This window comes from Bradyrhizobium genosp. P (assembly GCF_049949265.1).
In the GTDB taxonomy this organism is placed as follows: Bacteria; Pseudomonadota; Alphaproteobacteria; order Rhizobiales; family Xanthobacteraceae; genus Bradyrhizobium.
In genome coordinates this window covers 4860923-4882274 of the sequence record NZ_CP188195.1, presented here as the reverse complement: position 1 = coordinate 4882274, position 21352 = coordinate 4860923, and the positions used below count along the sequence as shown (strand labels likewise).

Genomic DNA, 21352 nt, shown 5'->3' with positions numbered 1-21352 from the left:
CGATCTTCATGCTGCTGGAGGTCTATGGCTATGAGCAGGATTGACGGCACGGTGGTCGTCGCGCCGGCGGATTAATCGCGACGGCCCTGCACCCAGTGCTCGAGCATCTGCAACGCCATCGCGCGGTCGTCCTCGGAGGCCTTGGCCATCGCCCGGTTATAGCTGTCCTTGATCCAGGCCTCGTCGGCCGAGGCGCTGTCGCGCGCCAGGGCCAGCCACATCAGGCCGCGCGCCCGCTGCGGCGGCAGGCGGTCGCCGTTGAACAGCATCTGGCCGAGCAGTGCCTGCGCCTGGTGCTGGCCCTTCTGCGCGGCGAGGCCAAGCCAACGCGCGCCGTAGCGGAAATCGTCCCGCGAAGCGTCCGGCGTCTTCAGGTATAGCCGGGCCAGATCGTACTGGGCGTCGGCGTTGCCGAAATAGGAGGCAGCGTAGGAGAACATCTCCCTGGCGCGCTCGGTGTCCGGCTTGATCTTGGAATTGGGGATGCCGTTCAGATAGTAGCGGCCGAGCGCCACGAAGGCATTGGCCACGATCGAGGCCTGCGGCGCCGACGGCGAGTCCTCGGCATGCGCGTTGGCAATCCGGCTGAAATACTCGAACGCACGCATGTCGTCCTGGGCGACGCCATCGCCCTCGGCGTACATCTTGCCGAGCTTCCACTGCGCGACGGGGTGGCCGCTCTCGGCCAGCGACATGACGCTGGAATTCGACAAATCCGTCGGCGTGACAGGGGTTGCGGCCCGCTTCAGGGCTGCGGCACCGGGCAGCGGTGCAACCACGGGAAGCGCTGTGTCCTGGGGATTGACCGGGGCTCCGTCGAAACCGAATCCGGGTCCCGCGACCGGAATGGCCGCTAACGCAAACGCCAATATCGTACGCTTATACGTCCGCATAACACTGTTTCTCGTACGCGCCACCCGGGTGGGTCACTGCACCATCGACCGCCGGCCCCACTTGCTCGGCGTATTTCCACAGCGCACCAGATGTATGGTTGGTCGCGCGAGGGGCCCATTTGGTCTTACGATTTGCGAGCTCGGCGTCGCTCAATTTTACGTTAAGAACACCGGTGTCGGCGTCGATCTCGATGATGTCGCCATCCTGCAACAGGGCGATCGGCCCGCCCACGGCCGCCTCCGGCCCGACATGGCCGATGCAGAAGCCGCGGGTAGCGCCGGAGAACCGGCCATCCGTGATCAAGGCGATCTTGCCGCCCATGCCCTGCCCGGTCAGCGCCGCCGTGGTCGACAGCATTTCCCGCATGCCCGGGCCGCCCTTGGGACCCTCGTAGCGGATGACGATGACCTCGCCTTCCTTGTAGGTGCGCTTCTGGACGGCCTCGAAGGCGTCTTCCTCGCGGTCGAAGCACCGGGCCGGGCCGGTGAACTTCAGATTGGACATACCCGCGACCTTCACGATCGCACCCTCCGGAGCGAGATTACCCTTCAGCCCGACAACTCCACCTGTAATGGTGATCGGCCTGTCGGCAGGCCGCACCACGTCCTGGTGCGGATTCCATTTCACGCCTTTGAGGTTTTCAGCGATCGTTCGGCCCGTGACGGTTAAGCAATCCCCGTGCAGGTGGCCATTGTCGAGCAGCGTCTTCATCAACAGCGGAATGCCGCCAACCTCGAACATGTCTTTGGCGACATAACGGCCGCCCGGCTTCAAATCCGCGACGTAAGGAGTTTTTTTGAAGATTTCCGCAACATCGAACAAATTGAATTTAATTCCGCACTCGTGCGCAATGGCCGGAAGGTGCAGTGCAGCATTGGTCGAACCACCTGAGGCTGCAACCACCGCGGCCGCATTCTCCAGAGATTTCAACGTCACGATGTCGCGCGGCCGGATGTTTTTGGCGATCAGCTCCATCACCTTCTCGCCGGCGGCGGAGCAGAAGGCGTCGCGGATCTCGTAGGGCGCCGGTGCCCCGGCAGAATACGGCAGCGCGAGGCCAATCGCCTCGGAGACGGTCGCCATGGTGTTGGCAGTGAACTGCGCGCCGCAGGCGCCGGCCGAGGGGCACGCCACCCGCTCGATCTCGTCGAGGTCCTCGTCCGACATGGCGCCGACCGAGTGCTTGCCGACTGCCTCGAACATGTCCTGGACGGTGACCGGTTGCCCGCGGAAGTTGCCGGGCAGGATCGAGCCGCCATAGATGAAGACCGAAGGCACGTTGAGCCGGACCATGGCCATCATCATGCCGGGCAGCGATTTATCGCAGCCGGCCAATCCCACCAGCGCGTCATAGGAGTGGCCGCGAACGGTCAGTTCGACCGAATTGGCGATGCATTCGCGCGACGGCAGCGACGAGCGCATGCCGTCATGGCCCATGGCGATGCCGTCGGTGACGGTGATGGTGCAGAATTCGCGCGGGGTGCCGCCGGCCGAGGCGACGCCCTTCTTCACCGCCTGCGCCTGGCGCATCAGCGAGATGTTGCAGGGCGCGGCTTCATTCCAGCATGAAGCAACGCCGACAAAGGGTTGATGAATCTGGGCTGTCGTCAGCCCCATGGCATAGAGATAGGAGCGATGCGGGGCGCGTTCGGGGCCCTCCGTCACGTGACGGCTCGGCAGTCTGCCCTTGATGTTCGTCTTGATGTTCGTCTTGGCGTCCATCGCAACCCTGCCCCAGCTGTCTCTCACTCAACGCCGGGAAGCCTCAAAGGTCTCCCGACGTGATGAGCGCTGGCTCATTCAGCTTTGAACATGGTTTCACGGAGGGGTGTGGCTAAAAAGCGGCGCGGGTACGAACCGGCTGCGTATAAGGTTAAATGTTCAGAAGATGTTGCTTGAACGCAACAACCGTGGCTGCGGCGCAACCATCTATTACCGGACCTTATGGGAACCTGACGGAACCCTGACAGAACGAGGACAGCAAATTGTAGTCCCGCAACGAAACTCGTCCGAGTTGTAAGTCGATGGTACCCTCCGATTGGACAGAGGGCACAGGGAAAGCCGGGTGCCGATTGCACCCATGGGCCCGGTGCAACAAAAAGCACCGGGGTAGGACCACAGGTGTAACCGGAAACAACCCGGCTTTCCCTGCGCGATGGGTTACGGCTTATACGTGCTCTCCCCGGTGAGACTGGGCTCTTTTGTCGCCGTCACCAGCGAGAGACGTCAACGCGACATCCAAGGATGGCTATTGTTGGAATCTGAAGTATGGCAATGCGGACTTCGAGGAAAAGATCGGCGACCTAAACCTAAAGGTTGGAGACAAGGTTCTGCTGTTTCAAGACGAGGATGATTTTGAGGTGGCCGCCGTTCTTGATCATAGGTACGTCGAGACTTTACGGCGCGAGGGTTGGGTTGCTATCCCAGATTGGCCTACACTTGTAAGAAAGTAAAAATTGCGGCGACAGTGCACTCAATGAGCTTTCTCCTGATCGGGATTGAATGACCGGAGTTCATCGGCGGCAGCGCTGTGTCTGATCGTCTGTCGAGCCCGACGAGGAGCGCGTCTCCCACCCGCCGACGGGACACCGATTGCGCACTCACGGATACCCATCTCCCGGCGCCGCGACCTCGACCACGTCGATCCGCGAGACCGACTTGCCTTTCCGCAGTTCCGCATACGAGGTCTCAGCGCTGAGGCAGAACAGCGTTTGCTTGTCCGCGCCGCCGAGCGCACAGGCCAGTGCGCGGCGGCCGGGCACGGCGATCCGCTCACGCTCCGCGCCATCGCGGCCGATCCGGATGAAGGCGTCCTCGGTGAAGGATGCGACCCACACGGCGCCGTCACGATCGAGGCAGATACCGTCGGGGTCGTTCATGCGGCCCAGCCGTCCGCGGAAGCGCAGGCCGCCATCGGCCGCAATGTCGTAGTCGGCGAGGCACGCGCCATCCATTTCAGCGACGACCAGCCGGCTGTGATCGGACGAGACGGCAATGCCGTTGGGAAAGCGCAGACCTTCGGCAACGACGCGGGCGCCACCATCCGGCATCACCAGGATGATCCGGCCGACCGCGCCGCGGCCCTCGGGCGGCGGCAGGTCGAAACCGAGATCGCCGACATAGGTACGCCCCTGCCCGTCGATGATCATGTCGTCGATGGTGCCGGTGGCTAGCCGTGAGAGGTCGGCGTAGAGCGAGAGTTTTTCGGCGGCAAATCGCAGCAGCCGCTTCCTGAACATGGTCAGCACCACGATGTCGCCGTCAGGCAGCACGCCGAGGCCGCATGGCGTGTCGTCGGGGATCGCGGCATGCTCCCGCACCTCACCCGAGAGGTCGATGCTGAGCAGCGTCCGCGCCATGCAGTCGACGAACCAGAGCCGCCCATTGTGCCAGCGCGGCGCCTCGAAATAGCGGCCGCCATCCAGGATGGTTTTCAGCTGGGGCTCCCTCATTACGGCCACCTCACCATAAGAAATGGGCTCGGAACACCCCCGGATGAGGTCATACGGTCAGCCGGCCCCGTCGGGGAACTTCGAGTTCCCACGAGTTCCACACCCTCTGTTCCACATTTCGCCGTCTTTTCCCTGTCAAGTTGCGCCGCCTTAACGGTTGCGAATCAAGGGTGTGATAATTTGCGGCCCGTTGTGCCGCGTATGTTGCGATTTGTTTGTGCCTGATGGTTTCGCAGGGGGGACCAGGGAATGAACCATTGCTTACGTCCGCTGGCGTGCTTCGCCACGGTAGCCGCGCTTGCGCTCCTTCCGGTCCAGGCGACGGCGAAGGCACATCATCAAGCCAAGGCCGCGCACGCGACCGACAAGAAGGTAACCGGCGCCAAGGCAACTGGCGTCAAGGCAGCTCGCCAGAAGGCGACGCACGATGCCGCATCCGGCAAGCGTCGGCATGGCAAACACGGCGGCGACGAACACAACTCCGCAAAAGCCAAATCCGCGCCGTCCAAATCCACCGAATCCGACAAGGCATCTGCTCCCGAAAAAGCCGCAGGCCCGCAACTCACAGGCGATCTCGCCACGATCAGGGACGCGTTCCTCGCCGTGCGCAAGGGCAAGACCAGTGAAGCGACCGAGATTCAGGCCGGGATCACCGATCCGGTCGGCCGCAAGCTCGTCGAATGGTACCTGCTGCGTCACTCCGAGTCGCAGGCGAATTTCAGCCGCTACGCCGCGTTCATTGCGGCCAATCCGGACTGGCCGAGCGTCACGATGCTGCGCCGGCGGGCCGAGGCGCGGCTGTGGCAGGAGCGCAGCGACGCCGCCACGGTACACGGCTTCACCCTCGATCAACCGATCAGTGCCAAGGGCAAATTCGCGCTCGCCCGCGTATGGCTTGCCGAAGGCGACCGCGACGGCGCCACCCGGCTGGTCCGCGAGGCCTGGCGATCGGAGGAACTGTCCGATCGCACCGAGAGCGACGCCTATGACGCGTTCAAGGACCTGCTGACCCGCGACGATCATCGCGCGCGCATGGACCGGCGGATCGGCGCCAAGGACCTCGCGGGCGCCAGGCGCGCCGCCAAGCTGCTCGGCAGCGACGAACTGGCGATCGTGAAGGCCTGCGGCGCCGTCCGCGGGCAATCCAGCAAGGCCGAGGGCGCGCTCGACGACGTCCCGGCTGACGCGCGCCGCGACCTCGGCTACACGCTGTGCCGCATCCAGTGGCTGACGGCGCAGAACAGGATAGATGACGCGGCCCGCGTGACGATCGCGGCCGCGCCGGAGACCATGGCGCAGCAGGACACCGACCAATGGTGGCGCGAACGGCGCCTGCTCTCCCGCAAGCTGCTCGACCAGGGCAATTACCAGGCCGCCTATGACGTGGTCAGCCCGGCCGCACTGCCCGACAATCCCTATTATCGCTCCGACCTGCACTTCATGAACGGATGGATCGCGCTGCGCTATCTCAACGATGCCAAGACCGCCGCGGCGCATTTCGCGCGGATCGACGAAGGCCAGACCAATCCGACCGTGCTGTCGCGCGCCGCCTATTGGCGTGGCCGGGCTGCCGAGGCGCTCGGCAACCCCGTGGCGATGCGGGCCGACTACGAGGCCGCCGCGCGCTATCCGACCGCCTATTACGGTCAGCTCGCGCTCGCAAAACTCGGGCGTGACGGCATCGACCTGCATCCGCCGTCGCCGGCCGCGATCGCCGGCAGCGCGGCCACCGACGAGCGCGTGCGCGCCGCCGACATGCTCTATGAGATCGGCGAACCCGACGTCGCGCTCTATTTCGCCTCCGACCTCGCCGAGGAAAGCTCCGATGTCGGCATGCTGGAAGCGCTCGGCGAACTCACCGGCCGCCGCAACGACGCCCGCACCATGCTGCAGATCGGCAAGGCCGCGCTGGCGCGCGGCTTTGCCTTCGACCACTACGCCTTCCCGATCATCGGCATCCCGAAGCACAGCCCGATCGCACCCGATATCGGGCGCAGCATGACGTATTCGATCGCACGCACCGAAAGCGCATTCGATCAGCGCGACAAATCATCCGCCAATGCCGTCGGCCTGATGCAGGTGACGCCGGAAGCCGGCCGCGATACCGCAAAGCGCTTCGGCGTCAGCTACGACTGGGACAAGATGGTCTCCGATCCCGTCTACAACACCCAGATGGGCGCGGCCGAGATCAGCGCGCTGCTGTCGGAATATCATGGCTGCTCCATCATGACCTTCGCCGGCTACAACGCCGGCCGCGGCCGCGTCCGCGACTGGATCAAGGCCTATGGCGACCCGCGCGATCCCAAGGTCGATCCGGTCGACTGGGTGGAACGGATTCCGCTGTCGGAGACGCGCAACTACGTCCAGCGCGTGATGGAGAATTTCGCGGTCTACCGCGCGCGGTTCGAGGGCAGCGACACCGCATTGGTGGCGAAGAACGATCAGCGCGTCGTCACGCATGAAACGAACGCGGCGCCGGGGCAGTAAGGCCGCCGCAATAAGGCGTCGTCCCCGCTTTCGCCGGGACGACGTAGAAGGCTCAATCCACCTTCACATTCGCGGCCTTGATCATCGGCCACCACTTTGCAATTTCCGCCTTTTGCCAGGCGCCGAGCGCTTCCGGCGTGAGCTGGTCCTTGGGCGGCATCTGCAAGCCCAGATTTTCGAGCTGCTTGATCACGGCCGGATCGTTCATCGCCTCGACCGCCGCGGCGTTGAGCTTTGCCACGATCTGCTTCGGCGTGCCCTTGGGTACCCAGAGGCCCGACCACAGCGTCATGTGAAAGCCGGGCAGGCCGGCCTCGTCGACGGTCGGGATCTCAGGGGCTGTCTCGACCCGCTTGGAATCTGTCACGGCATAGGCGCGGATATTGCCGCCACGGACCTGATTGATCGAGTTCGAGGTCTGGTCGATGATGATGTCGATCTGGCCGGCGACGAGATCGTTCAGCGCCGGCCCGGTGCCGCGATACGGCACGTATTGCAGCTTGATGCCCGAGACATTCTCAAAATACAGCCCGGCGATGTGGCTGCCGGAGCCTGCGCCGGCGGTGCCCGCGGTCGGGGGCTCGGGGCGCGATTTCAGCCACGCCAGGAGTTCCTTCAGCGATTTCGCCGGCACGGCATTCTTGCTGACGATGATCATCGGATTGCTCGGCAGCAGCACCACCGGCTCGAGATCGTCGACCAGATTGTAGCCGAGCTTGTAGATCGCGCCGTTCGCGACGTGGGTGCCGAGATGGCCGAACGAGATGGTGTAGCCGTCCGGTTTCGCGCGCACGGCGCGGCCGACACCGATCGAGCCGGCAGCCCCCGTGACGTTCTCGATCAGCAGCACCTCGCCGAGCGACTGCTTCATCCGCTCGCCGAGGATCCGTGCCACCGCATCCGACGGGCCGCCGGCGGCGAACGGCACGATAATGGTGATGGGATGCGCCGGATAGGTCTCTGCTGAGCTCGCAGCCGTGAACGCCAACACCGCCAACACGGCCAGAACGAGCTTCCGCATCACGCCCTCCCTCAATTTTCTTGTGCTATTATTTTTGAAGGGCCACCTTGCAACAAGATGGCCCTTCGGATGATGCGTCAGAACTGCGAATAGTCGATCGGCTTGTGACGATCGAGCGTGCGCGTGACCGGCGGCAGCGGGTATTTCAGCCCACTCGCGCAGTTGAACAGCATCACGCGCTCGTTCTTCGTCACGCGGCCATCGGCCAGGCTCTCCTTGTAGGCGGCATAGGTCGCCGCGCCCTCGGGACACAGCAGCAGCCCCTCCTCGCGCGCGACCTCGTTGAGCGCCGCCGAAATCTTGTCGTCGTCGACCGCGATGGCAAATCCCTTGCTCTCGCGCACCGCACGCAGGATCAGGAAATCACCGATCGCCTGCGGCACGCGGATGCCCGACGCAATGGTGTGAGCGTCTTCCCAGCGCGTCGCATGCTCGGTGCCGGCCTCATAGGCCCGCACCATCGGCGCGCAGCCGGAGGCCTGCACAGCGACCATGCGCGGTCGCTTTGAGCCGATGAAGCCGATCTTCTCGAGCTCGTCGAACGCCTTCCACATGCCGATCAGGCCGGTGCCGCCGCCGGTTGGATAGAAGATCACGTCGGGCACCTCCCAGCCGAGCTGCTCGGCGAGTTCGAGGCCCATCGTCTTCTTGCCCTCGATCCGGTACGGCTCCTTCAACGTCGAGGTATCGAACCAGCCGACTTTTGCCTTGCCCTCGCCGACGATCTTGCCGCAATCGTCGATATAGCCGTTGACGCGATAGACCGTCGCGCCCTGCAGCTCGATCTCGCTGACATTGACCTCGGGCGTATCGGCCGGGCAGAAGATCGTGGTCTTGATGCCGCATGAAGTGGCATAAGCCGCGAGCGCGGCGCCGGCATTGCCGTTGGTCGGCATCGCCATGTGCTTGATGCCGAGCGCCTTGCCCATCGACACCGCCATCACGAGGCCGCGCGCCTTGAACGAGGCGGTCGGCAGCCGCCCCTCATCTTTCACGATAATCTCGCCGCCGCCGAGTTTGCGCGAAAGCTTCGGCAACCGGACCAGCGGCGTGGTGACCTCGCCGAGGCTGACGATGTCCTGGCATTTGCGCACCGGCAGCAGCTCGCGATAGCGCCACATGTCAGCGGGCCGCCGAGCCAGCGCGTCCTTGGTCAGCGCCTGCTTCACACCGGTGAGATCGTAGCGCACCAGCAGCGGCTTGCCGGCCTTGGACAGGTTGTGCACCTCGTCGGCAGGATAATGATCCCCCTCCATCGCGCATTCGAGATGGGTGACGAAGGTCTGGCGTTCGATGGTGAGATTGTCGTTGTCTTTCACGAGCTCTGGTCTTTCTTGTTCGTTGTGAACTGTACGCTGTGAGACCCGTCACCCCCGCGCAAAGGCTTCGCCTTTGTCGCTGGAGGTGACCGCTTCTTCAGCGGCCCTCGAAGGGCGACGAGCCCCACTGCTTGATCTCGGCCGTGCATCCTTCGAGGCTCGCTACGTGAGCGCCTCAGGATGACGGAGCTACTGCTGCGACGCTTCCGAGCGTCAGATATTCAGCACCCGCCCGTACGCATCCAGCACCGCTTCCTTCATCATCTCCGACAGCGTGGGATGCGGGAACACGGTGTGCATCAATTCCTCCTCCGTGGTCTCCAGGTTCATCGCGACGACATAGCCCTGGATCAGTTCGGTGACCTCGGCGCCGATCATGTGCGCGCCCAGCAGCTGCCCGGTCTTCTTGTCGAACACCACCTTGACGAGGCCCTGGTCCTCGCCGAGCGCGATCGCCTTGCCATTGCCGACGAACGGGAAGCGGCCGACGCGGATCTCGCGGCCACCCTCTTTGGCTTTGGTTTCGGTGAGGCCGACGGAGGCGACCTGCGGATTGCAGTAGGTGCAGCCTGGAATCAGCAGCTTGTCCATCGCGTGCGGATGCAGGCCCTTGATCGCCTCGATGCAGATCACGCCCTCGTGCTCGGCCTTGTGCGCCAGCATCGGCGGTCCGGCAACGTCGCCGATCGCATAGATGCCAGGAATGTTGGTCTTGCCGTGGCCGTCGATCACGATGCAGCCGCGGTCGGTCTTCACACCGAGCTTCTCAAGTCCGAGATTCTCGATGTTGCCGACCACGCCGACCGCGGAGATCACGCGCTCGAACTCGACCGTCTCCGGCTTGCCCTTGCCGTCGTCGATGGTCGCGACCACGCAGTCGGACTTCTTCTCGAGCTTCGTCACCTTGGTCGACGTCCGGATCTTGATGCCCTGCTTCTCGAAGCGTTTTCGCGCAAGGCCGGCGATCTCCGCGTCCTCGACCGGCAGGATCTGCGCCAGCACTTCGACCACGGTGACGTCCGATCCCATGGTGTGGAAGAACGACGCGAACTCGATGCCGATCGCGCCCGAGCCGACCACCAGCAGCGACTTCGGCATCCGCTCCGGCACCATCGCCTCGAAATAGGTCCAGACCAGCTTCTTGTCGGGCTCCAGCCCGGGCAGCGCGCGCGGCCGCGCGCCCGTCGCGACAATGATGTGTTTTGCCTCGTAGGTGCCCTCGCCGCTTGCGCCCTTTGGTGCTTCGACCGCGGACTTCTTCACCGTGACCTTGCCGGGCGCGTCGATCGTGGCGTCGCCCCAGATCACCGTCACCTTGTTCTTCTTCATCAGGAAGCCGACGCCGTCATTGAGGCGCTTCGACACTCCGCGCGAGCGCTGCACCACCGCCTTAGCATCGAAGGCGACGTTGTCCGCCGACAACCCGTAATCCTTGGCGTGTTGCATGTAGTGGTAGATTTCCGCCGAGCGCAGCAGCGCCTTGGTCGGGATGCAGCCCCAGTTCAGGCAGATGCCGCCGAGATAGGATTTCTCGACGATCGCGGTCTTGAACCCGAGCTGCGCCGCGCGGATCGCGGTGACGTAGCCGCCGGGGCCGGAGCCGATGATGATGACGTCAAAGGATGTGTCGGCCATTATCTAAGCTCCAACCAATTTCCGCCCAGCACTGCGGTCCACACCAGCGCGAGCACGCCCGCGCCGATGATCATGATCCTGAACTGGGTCGTGGATACGAGGTCACGGTGAACAGCAACAATCGAAGCAATCGCGATAATGGCGAGCAAGACGTACGGACCTGACATCACGTACATGGCGGCTGCTCGTCAGACCATCATCATCACAGGATTCTCGATCAGCTGCTTGAACGCCCCGATCAGCTCGGCACCGAGCGCGCCGTCAATGGCGCGGTGATCGCACGACAAGGTGACGCTCATCATGTGCGCGATCTCGATCTTGCCGCCGCGCACCACGGGACGCTCTTCCGAGGTGCCGACCGCGAGGATCGAGGCGTGCGGCGGGTTGATCACGGCGGTGAAGTGGTTGATGCCGTACATGCCGAGGTTGGACACCGCGGTGGTGCCGCCCAGGTATTCCTCCGGCTTCAGCTTGCGGGCACGGGCGCGCGCCGCAAAATCCTTCATCTCGTTGGAGATGGTGGAAAGCGTCTTGGTCTCGGCCTTGCGGATGATCGGCGTGATCAGGCCGCCCGGCATCGCCACCGCGACGCCGACGTCGGAATGCTTGTGCTTGAGCATGCCGCCCTCAGTCCAGCTCACGTTGCAGTTCGGGATCCGCTGCAGCGCGACCGCCATCGCCTTGATGACGAAGTCGTTGACCGAGATCTTGTAGAGCGGCTTCTTCTCCTTGTCCTTTGGCGCCGACGCATTGATCTCCTCGCGCGCCGCGAGCAGCTTGCCGATGTCGCAGTCGATAGTGAGGTAGAAGTGCGGGATGGTCTGCACCGACGACGTCAGGCGCTGGGCGATGGTGCGGCGCATGCCGTCATGCGGCACCACTTCGTAGGAGCCCGGTTCGAACAGCGCGAGGATCTGCTTGTCGGACATCGACGGCGCGATGCTCGGCCCCGCGGCGGGTGCTGCCGCCGGTGCCTTCAGGCCCTTGCCGGACTTGGCGTCCTCGACGTCGCGCGCGACGACGCGGCCATGCGGACCGCTGCCGGTGATGCGCGCGAGATCGATGCTGGCTTCCCTGGCGAGACGCCGCGCCAGCGGTGACGAGAAGATGCGGGCGTGACCATTGGCCTGTGCGGCCGGCGCAGCGGCCGGCTGAGGCGTCGGCGCTGCTGCGGGCTTCGGCGCAGGTGCAGCCGCCGGCGCCGCTGCGGGCGCGGCAGCGGCAGGCTTCGGTGCCTCGGCTAGCTTCGGCGCAGGCGAGGCCCCCGCTCCGGCGCTCGCCGCCTTCACGTCCTCGCCGTCGCCGGCCATCACGGCGATCACGTCGTTGACCGGCACGTCCTGGGTGCCCTCGGGCACCAGGATCTTCGCGATCGTGCCTTCATCGACGGCTTCGACTTCCATCGTCGCCTTGTCGGTCTCGATCTCGGCGATCACGTCGCCGGACTTGACCTTGTCGCCCTCTTTCTTGAGCCACTTGGCGAGGTTGCCCTTCTCCATCGTGGGCGACAACGCAGGCATGAGAATGTTGATCGGCATGTCAGTGACCTTGTTGCGACCGCGGCATGGTTTTGCCCGTGTCGGTCGGCCGGGCGATTTCGGCTTCGAACATCTCGACGATGCGCGCGAGCGCCTCATCCTCGGTGTATTCGCTTTCGCGCGAATAGGCGCGCGCGGCGTGGCGGGCGATGTCGACGAGCATCAGCCCCCACATATCCGGCTCCTCGAAAGCGCGCTGGAACGCGATCGACAGGCCGCCGTCAACGACGAAGGCGCGCAGCACCTCGATCGCATCATCGCGGTCCATCACATCAGGCGGCAGCGGCTGCTCCTTGGGACCGGCCATGGCGTTACCGATAGGACACGGCCTTGGCGGCAGCGACCACCTCGGCGACGGAAGGCAGAGCGAGCTTTTCGAGATTGGCGGCATACGGCATCGGCACGTCCTTGCCCGACACCCGCGTGACCGGAGCATCCAGATAGTCGAAGGCGTGCTCCATGATCCGCGAAGCGACCTCGGCGCCGACGCCGCTCTGCTGCCAGCCCTCTTCCACCGTCACCGCGCGGCCGGTCTTCTTGACCGACGCGATGATGGTCTCGGTATCCATCGGACGGATGGTGCGCAGATCGATGACCTCGGCCTCGATGCCCTCCTTGGCGAGCTCATCGGCGGCCTTCAGCGCATAGGACATGCCCATCGCCCAGGAGACGATGGTGACGTCCTTGCCTGACCGCGCCACCCGCGCCTTGCCGATCGGCACCAGGAAATCCGCAAGCTTCGGCACCTCGCCGGTGTGGCCGTACAGCACCTCGTTCTCGAGGAAGATCACCGGATTGGGATCGCGGATCGCGGCTTTCAGCAGCCCCTTGTAATCGGCGGCCGAATATGGCGCGACCACCTTCAGCCCCGGCACTTGGGAATACCAGGCTGCATAGTCCTGACTGTGCTGGGCGCCGACGCGCGCGGCGGCGCCGTTGGGGCCGCGGAACACGATCGAGCAGCCCATCTGGCCACCGGACATGTACAGCGTCTTGGCTGCGGAATTGATGATCTGGTCGATCGCCTGCATGGCGAAGTTGAAGGTCATGAACTCGACGATCGGCTTCAGGCCCGCCATCGCCGCGCCGACGCCGATACCGGTAAAGCCGTGCTCGGTGATCGGCGTGTCGATCACCCGCCGCTCGCCGAATTCCTGCAACAGGCCCTGCGTGATCTTGTAGGCGCCCTGATATTCCGCGACCTCCTCGCCCATGATGAAGACATCGGGATCGCGCCGCATCTCCTCGGCCATCGCGTCGCGCAAGGCTTCGCGGATGGTCTGGGTCACCATCTCGGTGCCCGCAGGGATTTCGGGATCCGGCGGGGCGACGGCAGCAGGCGCAGCCGGAGCCTTCGCGTCGGACTTCGGCTGCGGCGCTTCGGCCTTTGCCTCTCCCTTTGTTTCCTCCTTGGCCTCGGCAGGAGCGGCTTCGGCTTTCGCCGGCGCGGCGGGCGCCTTGGCGAGATCGGCGGCGCTCTCGCCATCGGCCAGGATGGTGGCGATCGGCGTATTCACCGCGACATCGGCGGTGCCTTCCGGGATCAGGATCTTGCCGAGCGTGCCCTCATCGGTCGCCTCGACCTCCATCGTCGCCTTGTCGGTCTCGATCTCGGCGATCACGTCGCCGGATTTGATGGTCTCGCCTTCCTTTTTCAACCACTTGGCGAGGTTGCCCTTCTCCATGGTGGGCGACAGCGCAGGCATCAGCACTTGAATGGGCATATCGGCTCCCGAAAATCGGTCTTGAAAGTTCGTCTGCGCGGGGTGAGGTCAGCGGTAGATGTCGGTGTAGAGCTCGGACGGATCGGGCTCCGGATCGTGCTGGGCGTAGTCGGCCGCGGCGTTGACGATCTCGCGCACCTCGGCGTCGATCGCCTTCAGCTCCTGCTCGGTCACCTTCTCGGCCAGCAGACGGTTGCGGACCTGCTCGATCGGGTCCTGATCGTGCCGGACCTTCTCGACCTCCTCACGGGTGCGATACTTCGCCGGGTCGGACATCGAGTGGCCGCGGTAACGGTAGGTCTGCATCTCCAGGATCATCGGCCCCTTGCCGGCGCGGCACCAGGCCGCAGCCTCATCGCCGGCGGCCTTCACGGCGCGGACGTCCATGCCGTCGACCTGCTTGCCGGGGATGTTGAAGGAGGCACCGCGTTTGGAGAAATCCTGCTGCGCTGACGCGCGCGACACCGAGGTGCCCATCGCGTAACGGTTGTTCTCGATGACGTAGATCACCGGCAGCTTCCACAGCTCGGCCATGTTGAAGCTCTCGTAAACCTGGCCCTGGTTGGCCGCACCGTCGCCGAAATAGGTCACGCTGACGGCGTCGTTACCGCGATAGCGGTTGGCAAATGCGAGGCCCGTGCCGAGCGACACCTGGGCGCCGACGATGCCGTGACCGCCGAAGAAGTTCTTCTCCTTGCTGAACATATGCATGGAGCCGCCCTTGCCCCTGGAATAGCCGCTGCGGCGTCCGGTGAGCTCGGCCATCACGCCCTTGGCTTCCATTTCACAGGCCAGCATGTGGCCGTGATCCCGGTATCCGGTTATGACCTCGTCGCCCGGCTTCAAGGCCATCTGCATGCCGACGACGACCGCCTCCTGCCCGATATAGAGATGGCAGAAGCCGCCGATCGCACCCATGCCGTAGAGCTGGCCGGCCTTCTCCTCGAAGCGCCGGATCAGAAGCATGTCGCGCAGCGCCTTGAACTCCTGTTCCCTCGTGAATTCGGGTGGAGACCCATCCTGCTCCGGCCCTGATTCTTTTGCGGCAGTTTTCTTGGGTGCAGCCATGGCAATTCCGGGTGAGAGAAGTCGAAGAACCCTCTCTAACCCAACTCAAATCACCTTGGAAGGATTGCGTTCGCTCGAAGGAGTATTGCTATGCCGCACTGCAACGCGGCGCGACACTTTTGTGATGGCACGTGACAAATTTTGAAATTTGAGAACGCGTCAGTTCGGCTTGTTGATCCGAACCAGATCCCGCGGATTGACGTAGTCGAGCTGGAAGCGCACGCGCTCATCCAGCATATCGGGGTCGACCCGATCCGACCGCAGCAGCGACACCCGCTGTTCGCCCTCGGCCCGCTCCTGCTTCAGCCGCGCCAATTCCGAGGTCAGCGCGATGATCTCCTGATCGAGCTCCTGTCGCGCATTGAGGCCGTATTTGCCGGTATAGGCGTTGACGCCGAAATAGCCGACCATCATTGCCGCCATCGTATAGAGGGCGAGCCCGGTCAGGATCGATTTGAGACGGGTGCGGGAAACCATGGCCGCGAGCATGCGGCCATGGAGTTAATGGAATGCTAAAACACCATTATTTAAGCATAATCTTGTTCGGAAAACCGCTGCGCACTTTTCCGGATCATGCTGTTAGCGGTTCTGCTTTTCGATGAAGGCCGCGAATGCGTCGATGTATTGCTGCATCACGCCCTTGAGCGAGTCCTTGATCAGTTCGCCCTTGTCGTCGAAGCCGTCGCCGCAGCCGGTGAGATAGATTTCCGGCTGGCCGAGGATCGGGCCGGAGATGCCCGGCAGGATGTTTTGCAGGTGCTTGACCGCGCTGACGCCGCCAAGCGGTCCGGGCGAGTTGCCGACGATGCCGACCGGCTTGCCGATAAACGAACTCTTGCCATAGGGACGCGAGGCGACGTCGATGGCGTTCTTCAGCACGCCCGGGACCGAGCGGTTATATTCGGGCGTCACGAACAGCACGCCGTTCGACTTCTGCAGCTTCTCGCGAAAGGCCAGCCAGTCCGCCGGCGGCGCCGCTTCGAGATCCTGGTTGAAGAAGGAAATGCCCTGAAGCGTCGTGACGTCGAGCTTCAATGACGCCGGCGCGAGCTTGGCGAACGCATTGGCGATCTTGAGCGAGAAGCTCTCCTTGCGGATGCTGCCGACGACAGTGACGATGTTATAGGCCATAGCAATTTTTCCTCGGGATTTGGGCATGAAGCTGGACCGGTGGTCTTCACCTACCGACGCAGCATGGAGGATGCAAGTGCATGAATCATCCAAATCCGGAAATGCAGCGTTTGCGGATATTGCCTTGACCGCTGTTGGATCGGGCCTCCGGGCGGCCTGATCCACTGAGCGTCAGATTTACCTCACATCGCCTTGTTCGGATTGATCAGGAATTTCTCGCCGGTGGCGCGCTTGCCGTAGACCGCGATGTTGTCGAGCTGCAAGGCCTCCTGCAGCGACACCACCCTGGTGTAGTGGCTGGCGAAGGTGGTCTTCAGCTCCGCCACCACGCGCTGGCGCAGCTTGTTGCCCGCCTCCGGACCGATCTTCATCAGGAACGGAAACAGCAGCCAGCCGCCGACGTCCCAGGCCATGCCGAAGCCGCGCGCCAGCTCGATCGGACGGGGGTCGAGGCTGCCGTAGATGTAGACCCGCTTCTGCACGTTCGAGCCATAGCGGCTGTACGCCTTGGCTGACTTGTTGATCGCGGTCTCCATCGCCCCCAGGATCTGGCCCGCGAGCTTGCCGCCGCCGATCGCATCGAAGGCGATGGTGGCACCTGTCTCGACCAGCGCGGTGGTGAGATCATCCATGAAGCCGGGCGCGGTGGAATCGACGACATACTTGGCGCCGATCTCGTGCAGGATGCCGGCCTGCTCCTTGCTGCGCACGATATTGACGAGACCGATGCCATCCTTGAGGCAGATCCTGTTGAGCATCTGGCCAAGATTGGACGCCGCGGCCGTGTGCACCAGTGCCTTGTGGCCTTCGCGCCGCATCGTCTCGGTCATGCCGAGCGCGGTCAGAGGGTTGACGAAGCAGGACGCCCCCTCTGCTGCCGTGGTGCCTTCAGGCAATGGCAGGCACTCGTTGACCCGCAGCGTGCGGTATTGCGCGTACATCGCGCCCCCGATCATCGCGACCATGCGACCCAACAGCGCCTTGGCGGCGTCCGACGAGCCTGCCCTTATCACGACGCCGGCCCCCTCATTGCCAACCGGCATCGATTCATCGAGCCGCGCCGCCATGCCGCCCATCGCTGCCTCCGGAACCCGGGCGGTGATGACCGGCAACTCCCTGGTGCCCGAGACTTTGGCGCTCGACATGTCGGCCGGGCCGATCAGCAAGCCGAGGTCGGACGGATTGATCGGGGTCGCCTCGACCCGGACCACAACCTCGTCGGGGCCCGGCTCGGGGGTCGGGACGTTCACCAGCGATAGTTCGAGTTCGCCGCTTTTCTTGAGCAGCGATCGCAGTTGCAGCCCGTTTTTGCCGTCGCTCATCCCACGTCCTCCCTGAAATTCCCTTTGCTGCCGGGAGCTTGGGGCGCTCCTTGCGGATCGCCCCGGCCGCTCCAGGTCCATGCCGATATGGGCCGGGTCGGCAGCGATGTCCAGCGACCGGCGATTTCGAAAGGAAGGTCAGGGAACACTGCGTTCGCGCCGGCATTTCCGCCCAACGCCTCGCGTTTACGGTGTCAGGCCACTCCGGATAGCGCGGGATAGCGATGTGTCGATTGTCCCCATGGCGGCCGGATCGCTCTTGAACGTCGTGATTTTGTGGCTAGCGAGAAGCTCGTCGAGATCGTCCTGAGTGATGCGCTTTGTCGCCACCATCTCCTCGACCTTGAAGTCGTCGACTGTAAATGGCTTGCCGGCCAACCGGCAGACCGTCTTGACCAGACAATAGACATTGCCCTCGATCGCGGCGACCTGCGCGGCCTCGCGCCTGATGGTTCGCTCGCCATTCGCAAATTGTTCGGCGAAGTGCGGATCGAAAAGGACGAGCAGCGGTTCCTGACGATCCGACGCGAGAAGGCGAATGACAAGCGCCGAGACGACCGCGATCTTGATCGTCGATACGGACAGGTATTTGGAAAGCAGACTGCGGTCGAGCGAACTGCAGGTTACGCCGATGGCGATCCCCAGCGCGATGATCAGATCGAACTCGGCGTTTACAAAAATCTTGTCGCCGAACCATTGCAGGATGCAGGCCGCCAAGGCGATTGGAACGTGAAGCATCGTGAATCTGGCGCCGTCCGTCCTGCCGGTGACGACCCAGGAAAGCCAGATCAGCGCGGCCAGTGCGGGCCATTGCAGATGGCCGAGATTGCCTATCAGGTGAGCGATATCATAGTCGCGCGCCGTGAACAGATTATGGAAAAAGTCCGGTCCGAAGATGACACCACAGAGAACGAGCCCAGCGGCTGTGGCGATCGCGCTGGCGACAACCGCAGGGATCGCGCCGGCGCCGCGGCGTGCCAGAAGCCAGATCACCGCGGTCAGCGGGATAGCGACCATGCTGTGCTTCCAGAAGCCGCCGATGACCATCATGAGAAGCGGGCCGAGTGCCGATCGCGTGCCCGATCGCTCCGAGGTTAGCAGCCATGCGAGGCCGAAGCCCATGATCGCCTCGCCGGCGATTTGCGGATCGTTCGCCCCAACATAGGCTGTGGAGTTGTGGGACATGATCGCGACGTACCACAGCGCTCCGATCGCAGGGCCGAAGACACCTCCCGCCAGCGCCCGAACGCAGACGAAAATTTCGATGCTGACGGCGATCAAGGAAACCAGCGACAGCCCTCGCCCGACGAAGAGATTGTCACCTAGAAAGTTGCCTACGAGGCCTACGCCATAGAACGAGAGCGGCGGGTAATTGTTGACGATGAGCGAACTGGAGGAAGGATAGATCCTTTGCCAGGCTGCGGCAGCGTCCTGGAAGTAAGCGTTCCAACCCTCGGTGAACCAGATTTCGATCAGGAATTGTGATCGCCAGACCGGATAGGAAAAGAAGTAGACGGCGACGATAGCCAAAGCCCCGATGAGGGCGGCATCAACCCGATCAAGTGAAAACGGAGTGTCGAGAGAGAATTTCCGTTCTCTCGCCTCGACCACGGCGGTATTTGAAAACATGCATCGACTGTGGCCGAAGCAACAGCCGGTGGCAACCGGAAGTGAGGCAGTAGTTACTCGGAACTGCCCTACTCGCAGTTTCAGGGATGGCTATCGATGGCCCCTCGCGGCGGGGTTCGCGCCGCGAGTCCCGACTGATGCCTCAGGCCAGCGCCTTCAAGGCCGACCTGCCGGCATATATCGCCTGTTTGCCGAGCTGCTGCTCGATGCGCAACAGCTGGTTGTACTTGGCGGTGCGGTCGGAGCGCGCCAGCGAGCCGGTCTTGATCTGTCCACAATTGGTGGCGACGGCGAGATCGGCGATGGTCGAATCCTCGGTCTCGCCGGAGCGGTGCGACATCACCGAGGTGTAGCCGTATTTATGGGCGAGCTCGACGGCTGCGAGCGTCTCGGTCAGCGTGCCAATCTGGTTGACCTTGATCAGGATGGAATTGGCACGGCCGTTCTTGATGCCGTCGGCAAGGCGGGTCACGTTGGTGACGAACAGATCGTCGCCGACGAGCTGGCACTTGGTGCCGATGGCGTCGGTCAGCTCTTTCCAGCCCTCCATGTCATCCTCCGACATGCCGTCCTCGATGCTGACGATCGGATAGCGGGAAACGAGATCGGCGAGATACTTGACCTGCTCCGAACGCGAACGGGTCTTGTTCTCGCCGCCATAGACGTAAGAACCTTCCTTGAAGAATTCGGTGGAGGCGCAGTCGAGGCCGAGCATGACGTCGCCCCCCGCCTTGTAGCCGGCCTTGCCGATCGCGTTCATGACGAACTCGAGCGCGGCATCGGCTGACGGCAGGTTCGGCGCGAAACCGCCCTCGTCTCCGACATTGGTGTTGTGGCCGGCCTTCTTCAATTCGCCGCGCAGCGTGTGGAAGATCTCCGAACCGCAGCGCAACGCCTCGGCGAAGCTGTTGGCGCCAACGGGGAGGATCATGAACTCCTGGAAGTCGATCGGGTTGTCGGCATGCACGCCGCCGTTGATGATGTTCATCATCGGCACCGGCAGCGTCCGCGCCGAGGTGCCGCCGACGTAACGATACAGCGGCATGTCAAACAATTCGGCGGCCGCCTTGGCGCAGGCCAGCGACACGCCGAGGATGGCGTTGGCCCCGAGCCGGCTCTTGTTCGGCGTGCCGTCGAGATCGATCATGATCTGGTCGATCGCGACCTGGTCCTCGACGGAGTAATCGTTGAGGGCCTCGAAGATCTCGTCGTTGACGGCCGCAACCGCCTTTTGCACGCCCTTGCCGAGATAACGCGACTTGTCGCCATCGCGCAGTTCGACCGCCTCATGCGCGCCGGTGGAGGCGCCCGACGGCACCGCCGCCCGGCCCATCGACCCATCCTCCAGCACGACATCGACCTCGACCGTGGGATTGCCGCGGCTGTCCAGGATTTCGCGGCCGATGATGTCGATGATGGCAGTCATGAGAACCTCTTTTGACAGGGAGGGGATCGGATGGCGGTGCTTCTACCGCAATGCATCGAAACGGAAAAGGCCGGGTAACGGCCGTGCCGATAAATACCGAGCCCATTATTTCGACACCGGCCGACGGACCGCCAGCTCGCGATGCCAATCGCGCCAGTCCGACAACCACCACCACGGTCGACGTTCCCGGCGCGACCGAAACCAACATCCTGGGCATCGACCCGTCCGGCGACATCTTTGGGTACTACGACGATGCCGGCTACCAGCAGCATGGTTTTGTCCGCGTTTCAGCACCCATCGTCATCGAAGCGTTCGGATCGACCAGCCTCGTCCAGGCCGGAAACGTCTATGACCTCGATCCCGTCGCCGGCGGCACCGGGCCGACGCTGAAATACCAGGGATCGGCCATTACCGTCGGCGAGTTTGCCGGCTGGTCGCCGATCGACGCAGAGGCAACTTCAACCGGATATGACGTGGCCTGGAAGCTTGCAGGCGCCAACGAGTATACGGTCTGCGCCACCGGCACCAACGGCAATGACACTGTTCAAACGGATGCCCATTTGACTGATCTCGCCGGCCACAACTTCTTTCACTAGTTTCCCGCAGCTCGATCGCGTAAGAGCCGAAGTTGTTGTTCGCACCCGGTTTGCGAACAACAGCTACGAATGTCATAATTTGCGGTCACCGCCGAAGGCGGAACGCGTCG

18 protein-coding genes are annotated in these 21352 nt (G+C 63.5%); 2 read left to right on the top strand and 16 right to left on the bottom strand.

Annotation, left to right across the window (positions count from 1 at the left end; all coding sequences use genetic code 11):
• Positions 1-71: 71 nt before the first annotated feature.
• The 3 genes from ACP2YO_RS23615 to ACP2YO_RS23605 form a co-directional block, all read right to left on the bottom strand.
• Positions 72-893, bottom strand: a complete 822-nt coding sequence (locus ACP2YO_RS23615) for a tetratricopeptide repeat protein (protein WP_426442956.1) — start codon at positions 891-893, stop codon at positions 72-74.
• Entirely contained in the window at positions 880-2616 is a 1737-nt protein-coding gene (gene ilvD, locus ACP2YO_RS23610) for a dihydroxy-acid dehydratase (RefSeq protein ID WP_426442955.1), read from the bottom strand. Before ilvD ends, ACP2YO_RS23615 begins: the two co-directional genes overlap by 14 nt.
• Before the next feature lie 878 nt (positions 2617-3494).
• On the bottom strand, positions 3495-4346 hold the full coding sequence (locus ACP2YO_RS23605; protein ID WP_426442954.1) for an SMP-30/gluconolactonase/LRE family protein: 852 nt from the start codon (positions 4344-4346) through the stop codon (positions 3495-3497).
• 249 nt (positions 4347-4595) lie between these two features.
• On the opposite strand from ACP2YO_RS23605, the gene ACP2YO_RS23600 reads away from it, so the two are divergent.
• Positions 4596-6833 carry a transglycosylase SLT domain-containing protein gene (locus tag ACP2YO_RS23600; RefSeq protein WP_426442953.1) on the top strand — a complete coding sequence of 746 codons (2238 nt, stop codon included), beginning with the start codon at positions 4596-4598 and terminating at the stop codon, positions 6831-6833.
• A gap of 52 nt (positions 6834-6885) precedes the next feature.
• Here the strand turns inward: ACP2YO_RS23600 and ACP2YO_RS23595 are convergent, their stop codons facing one another.
• The 13 genes from ACP2YO_RS23595 to eno all read right to left on the bottom strand — a co-directional run bounded on the left by ACP2YO_RS23595 (position 6886) and on the right by eno (position 20646).
• The gene (locus ACP2YO_RS23595) at positions 6886-7854 is read right to left on the bottom strand and encodes a tripartite tricarboxylate transporter substrate binding protein BugD (protein WP_426442952.1); all 969 of its coding nucleotides are present in this window, start codon (positions 7852-7854) and stop codon (positions 6886-6888) included.
• 77 nt (positions 7855-7931) lie between these two features.
• The gene (locus tag ACP2YO_RS23590; protein WP_426442951.1) at positions 7932-9173 is read right to left on the bottom strand and encodes a threonine synthase; all 1242 of its coding nucleotides are present in this window, start codon (positions 9171-9173) and stop codon (positions 7932-7934) included.
• 213 nt (positions 9174-9386) lie between these two features.
• Positions 9387-10808, bottom strand: coding sequence for a dihydrolipoyl dehydrogenase (lpdA, locus tag ACP2YO_RS23585; RefSeq protein ID WP_426442950.1), 1422 nt, complete (start codon positions 10806-10808; stop codon positions 9387-9389).
• Positions 10808-10984, bottom strand: a complete 177-nt coding sequence (locus tag ACP2YO_RS23580; RefSeq protein WP_426442949.1) for a hypothetical protein — start codon at positions 10982-10984, stop codon at positions 10808-10810. Before ACP2YO_RS23580 ends, lpdA begins: the two co-directional genes overlap by 1 nt.
• Before the next feature lie 12 nt (positions 10985-10996).
• Positions 10997-12346, bottom strand: coding sequence for a pyruvate dehydrogenase complex dihydrolipoamide acetyltransferase (locus tag ACP2YO_RS23575; RefSeq protein WP_426442948.1), 1350 nt, complete (start codon positions 12344-12346; stop codon positions 10997-10999).
• Position 12347: 1 nt separating this feature from the next.
• On the bottom strand, positions 12348-12653 hold the full coding sequence (locus tag ACP2YO_RS23570) for a DUF5076 domain-containing protein (protein ID WP_426442947.1): 306 nt from the start codon (positions 12651-12653) through the stop codon (positions 12348-12350).
• 4 nt (positions 12654-12657) lie between these two features.
• Complete coding sequence (locus ACP2YO_RS23565) at positions 12658-14070, bottom strand: pyruvate dehydrogenase complex E1 component subunit beta (RefSeq protein WP_426442946.1); 1413 nt, start codon at positions 14068-14070, stop codon at positions 12658-12660.
• A 48-nt stretch (positions 14071-14118) separates the two neighbouring features.
• The gene (gene pdhA / locus ACP2YO_RS23560; protein WP_426442945.1) at positions 14119-15138 is read right to left on the bottom strand and encodes a pyruvate dehydrogenase (acetyl-transferring) E1 component subunit alpha; all 1020 of its coding nucleotides are present in this window, start codon (positions 15136-15138) and stop codon (positions 14119-14121) included.
• A 159-nt stretch (positions 15139-15297) separates the two neighbouring features.
• Complete coding sequence (locus tag ACP2YO_RS23555) at positions 15298-15615, bottom strand: FtsB family cell division protein (RefSeq protein WP_426442944.1); 318 nt, start codon at positions 15613-15615, stop codon at positions 15298-15300.
• 102 nt (positions 15616-15717) lie between these two features.
• Complete coding sequence (locus ACP2YO_RS23550; RefSeq protein ID WP_426442943.1) at positions 15718-16269, bottom strand: NADPH-dependent FMN reductase; 552 nt, start codon at positions 16267-16269, stop codon at positions 15718-15720.
• Between the two features lie 182 nt (positions 16270-16451).
• Entirely contained in the window at positions 16452-17591 is a 1140-nt protein-coding gene (locus ACP2YO_RS23545; protein WP_426442942.1) for a zinc-binding dehydrogenase, read from the bottom strand.
• Positions 17592-17777: 186 nt separating this feature from the next.
• A complete protein-coding gene (locus tag ACP2YO_RS23540; protein ID WP_426442941.1) occupies positions 17778-19220 on the bottom strand; it encodes a hypothetical protein in 1443 nt (480 codons plus the stop codon).
• Between the two features lie 142 nt (positions 19221-19362).
• Positions 19363-20646: a phosphopyruvate hydratase gene (gene eno, locus ACP2YO_RS23535; RefSeq protein ID WP_426442940.1), complete on the bottom strand. Its 1284-nt coding sequence runs from the start codon at positions 20644-20646 to the stop codon at positions 19363-19365.
• A gap of 83 nt (positions 20647-20729) precedes the next feature.
• On the opposite strand from eno, the gene ACP2YO_RS23530 reads away from it, so the two are divergent.
• Positions 20730-21242: a hypothetical protein gene (locus ACP2YO_RS23530; protein WP_426442939.1), complete on the top strand. Its 513-nt coding sequence runs from the start codon at positions 20730-20732 to the stop codon at positions 21240-21242.
• The last annotated feature ends 110 nt before the right edge of the window (positions 21243-21352 follow it).

Bases quoted from the DNA above. Each gene is read 5' to 3' on its own strand.
- ACP2YO_RS23615 (WP_426442956.1), bottom strand. From the start codon at position 893: ATGCGGACGTATAAGCGTACGATATTGGCGTTTGCGTTAGCGGCCATT.
- ilvD (WP_426442955.1), bottom strand. From the start codon at position 2,616: ATGGACGCCAAGACGAACATCAAGACGAACATCAAGGGCAGACTGCCG.
- ACP2YO_RS23605 (WP_426442954.1), bottom strand. From the start codon at position 4,346: ATGAGGGAGCCCCAGCTGAAAACCATCCTGGATGGCGGCCGCTATTTC.
- ACP2YO_RS23600 (WP_426442953.1), top strand. From the start codon at position 4,596: ATGAACCATTGCTTACGTCCGCTGGCGTGCTTCGCCACGGTAGCCGCG.
- ACP2YO_RS23595 (WP_426442952.1), bottom strand. From the start codon at position 7,854: ATGCGGAAGCTCGTTCTGGCCGTGTTGGCGGTGTTGGCGTTCACGGCT.
- lpdA (WP_426442950.1), bottom strand. From the start codon at position 10,808: ATGGCCGACACATCCTTTGACGTCATCATCATCGGCTCCGGCCCCGGC.
- ACP2YO_RS23580 (WP_426442949.1), bottom strand. From the start codon at position 10,984: ATGTACGTGATGTCAGGTCCGTACGTCTTGCTCGCCATTATCGCGATT.
- ACP2YO_RS23575 (WP_426442948.1), bottom strand. From the start codon at position 12,346: ATGCCGATCAACATTCTCATGCCTGCGTTGTCGCCCACGATGGAGAAG.
- ACP2YO_RS23570 (WP_426442947.1), bottom strand. From the start codon at position 12,653: ATGGCCGGTCCCAAGGAGCAGCCGCTGCCGCCTGATGTGATGGACCGC.
- ACP2YO_RS23565 (WP_426442946.1), bottom strand. From the start codon at position 14,070: ATGCCCATTCAAGTGCTGATGCCTGCGCTGTCGCCCACCATGGAGAAG.
- pdhA (WP_426442945.1), bottom strand. From the start codon at position 15,138: ATGGCTGCACCCAAGAAAACTGCCGCAAAAGAATCAGGGCCGGAGCAG.
- ACP2YO_RS23555 (WP_426442944.1), bottom strand. From the start codon at position 15,615: ATGGTTTCCCGCACCCGTCTCAAATCGATCCTGACCGGGCTCGCCCTC.
- ACP2YO_RS23550 (WP_426442943.1), bottom strand. From the start codon at position 16,269: ATGGCCTATAACATCGTCACTGTCGTCGGCAGCATCCGCAAGGAGAGC.
- ACP2YO_RS23545 (WP_426442942.1), bottom strand. From the start codon at position 17,591: ATGAGCGACGGCAAAAACGGGCTGCAACTGCGATCGCTGCTCAAGAAA.
- ACP2YO_RS23540 (WP_426442941.1), bottom strand. From the start codon at position 19,220: ATGTTTTCAAATACCGCCGTGGTCGAGGCGAGAGAACGGAAATTCTCT.
- eno (WP_426442940.1), bottom strand. From the start codon at position 20,646: ATGACTGCCATCATCGACATCATCGGCCGCGAAATCCTGGACAGCCGC.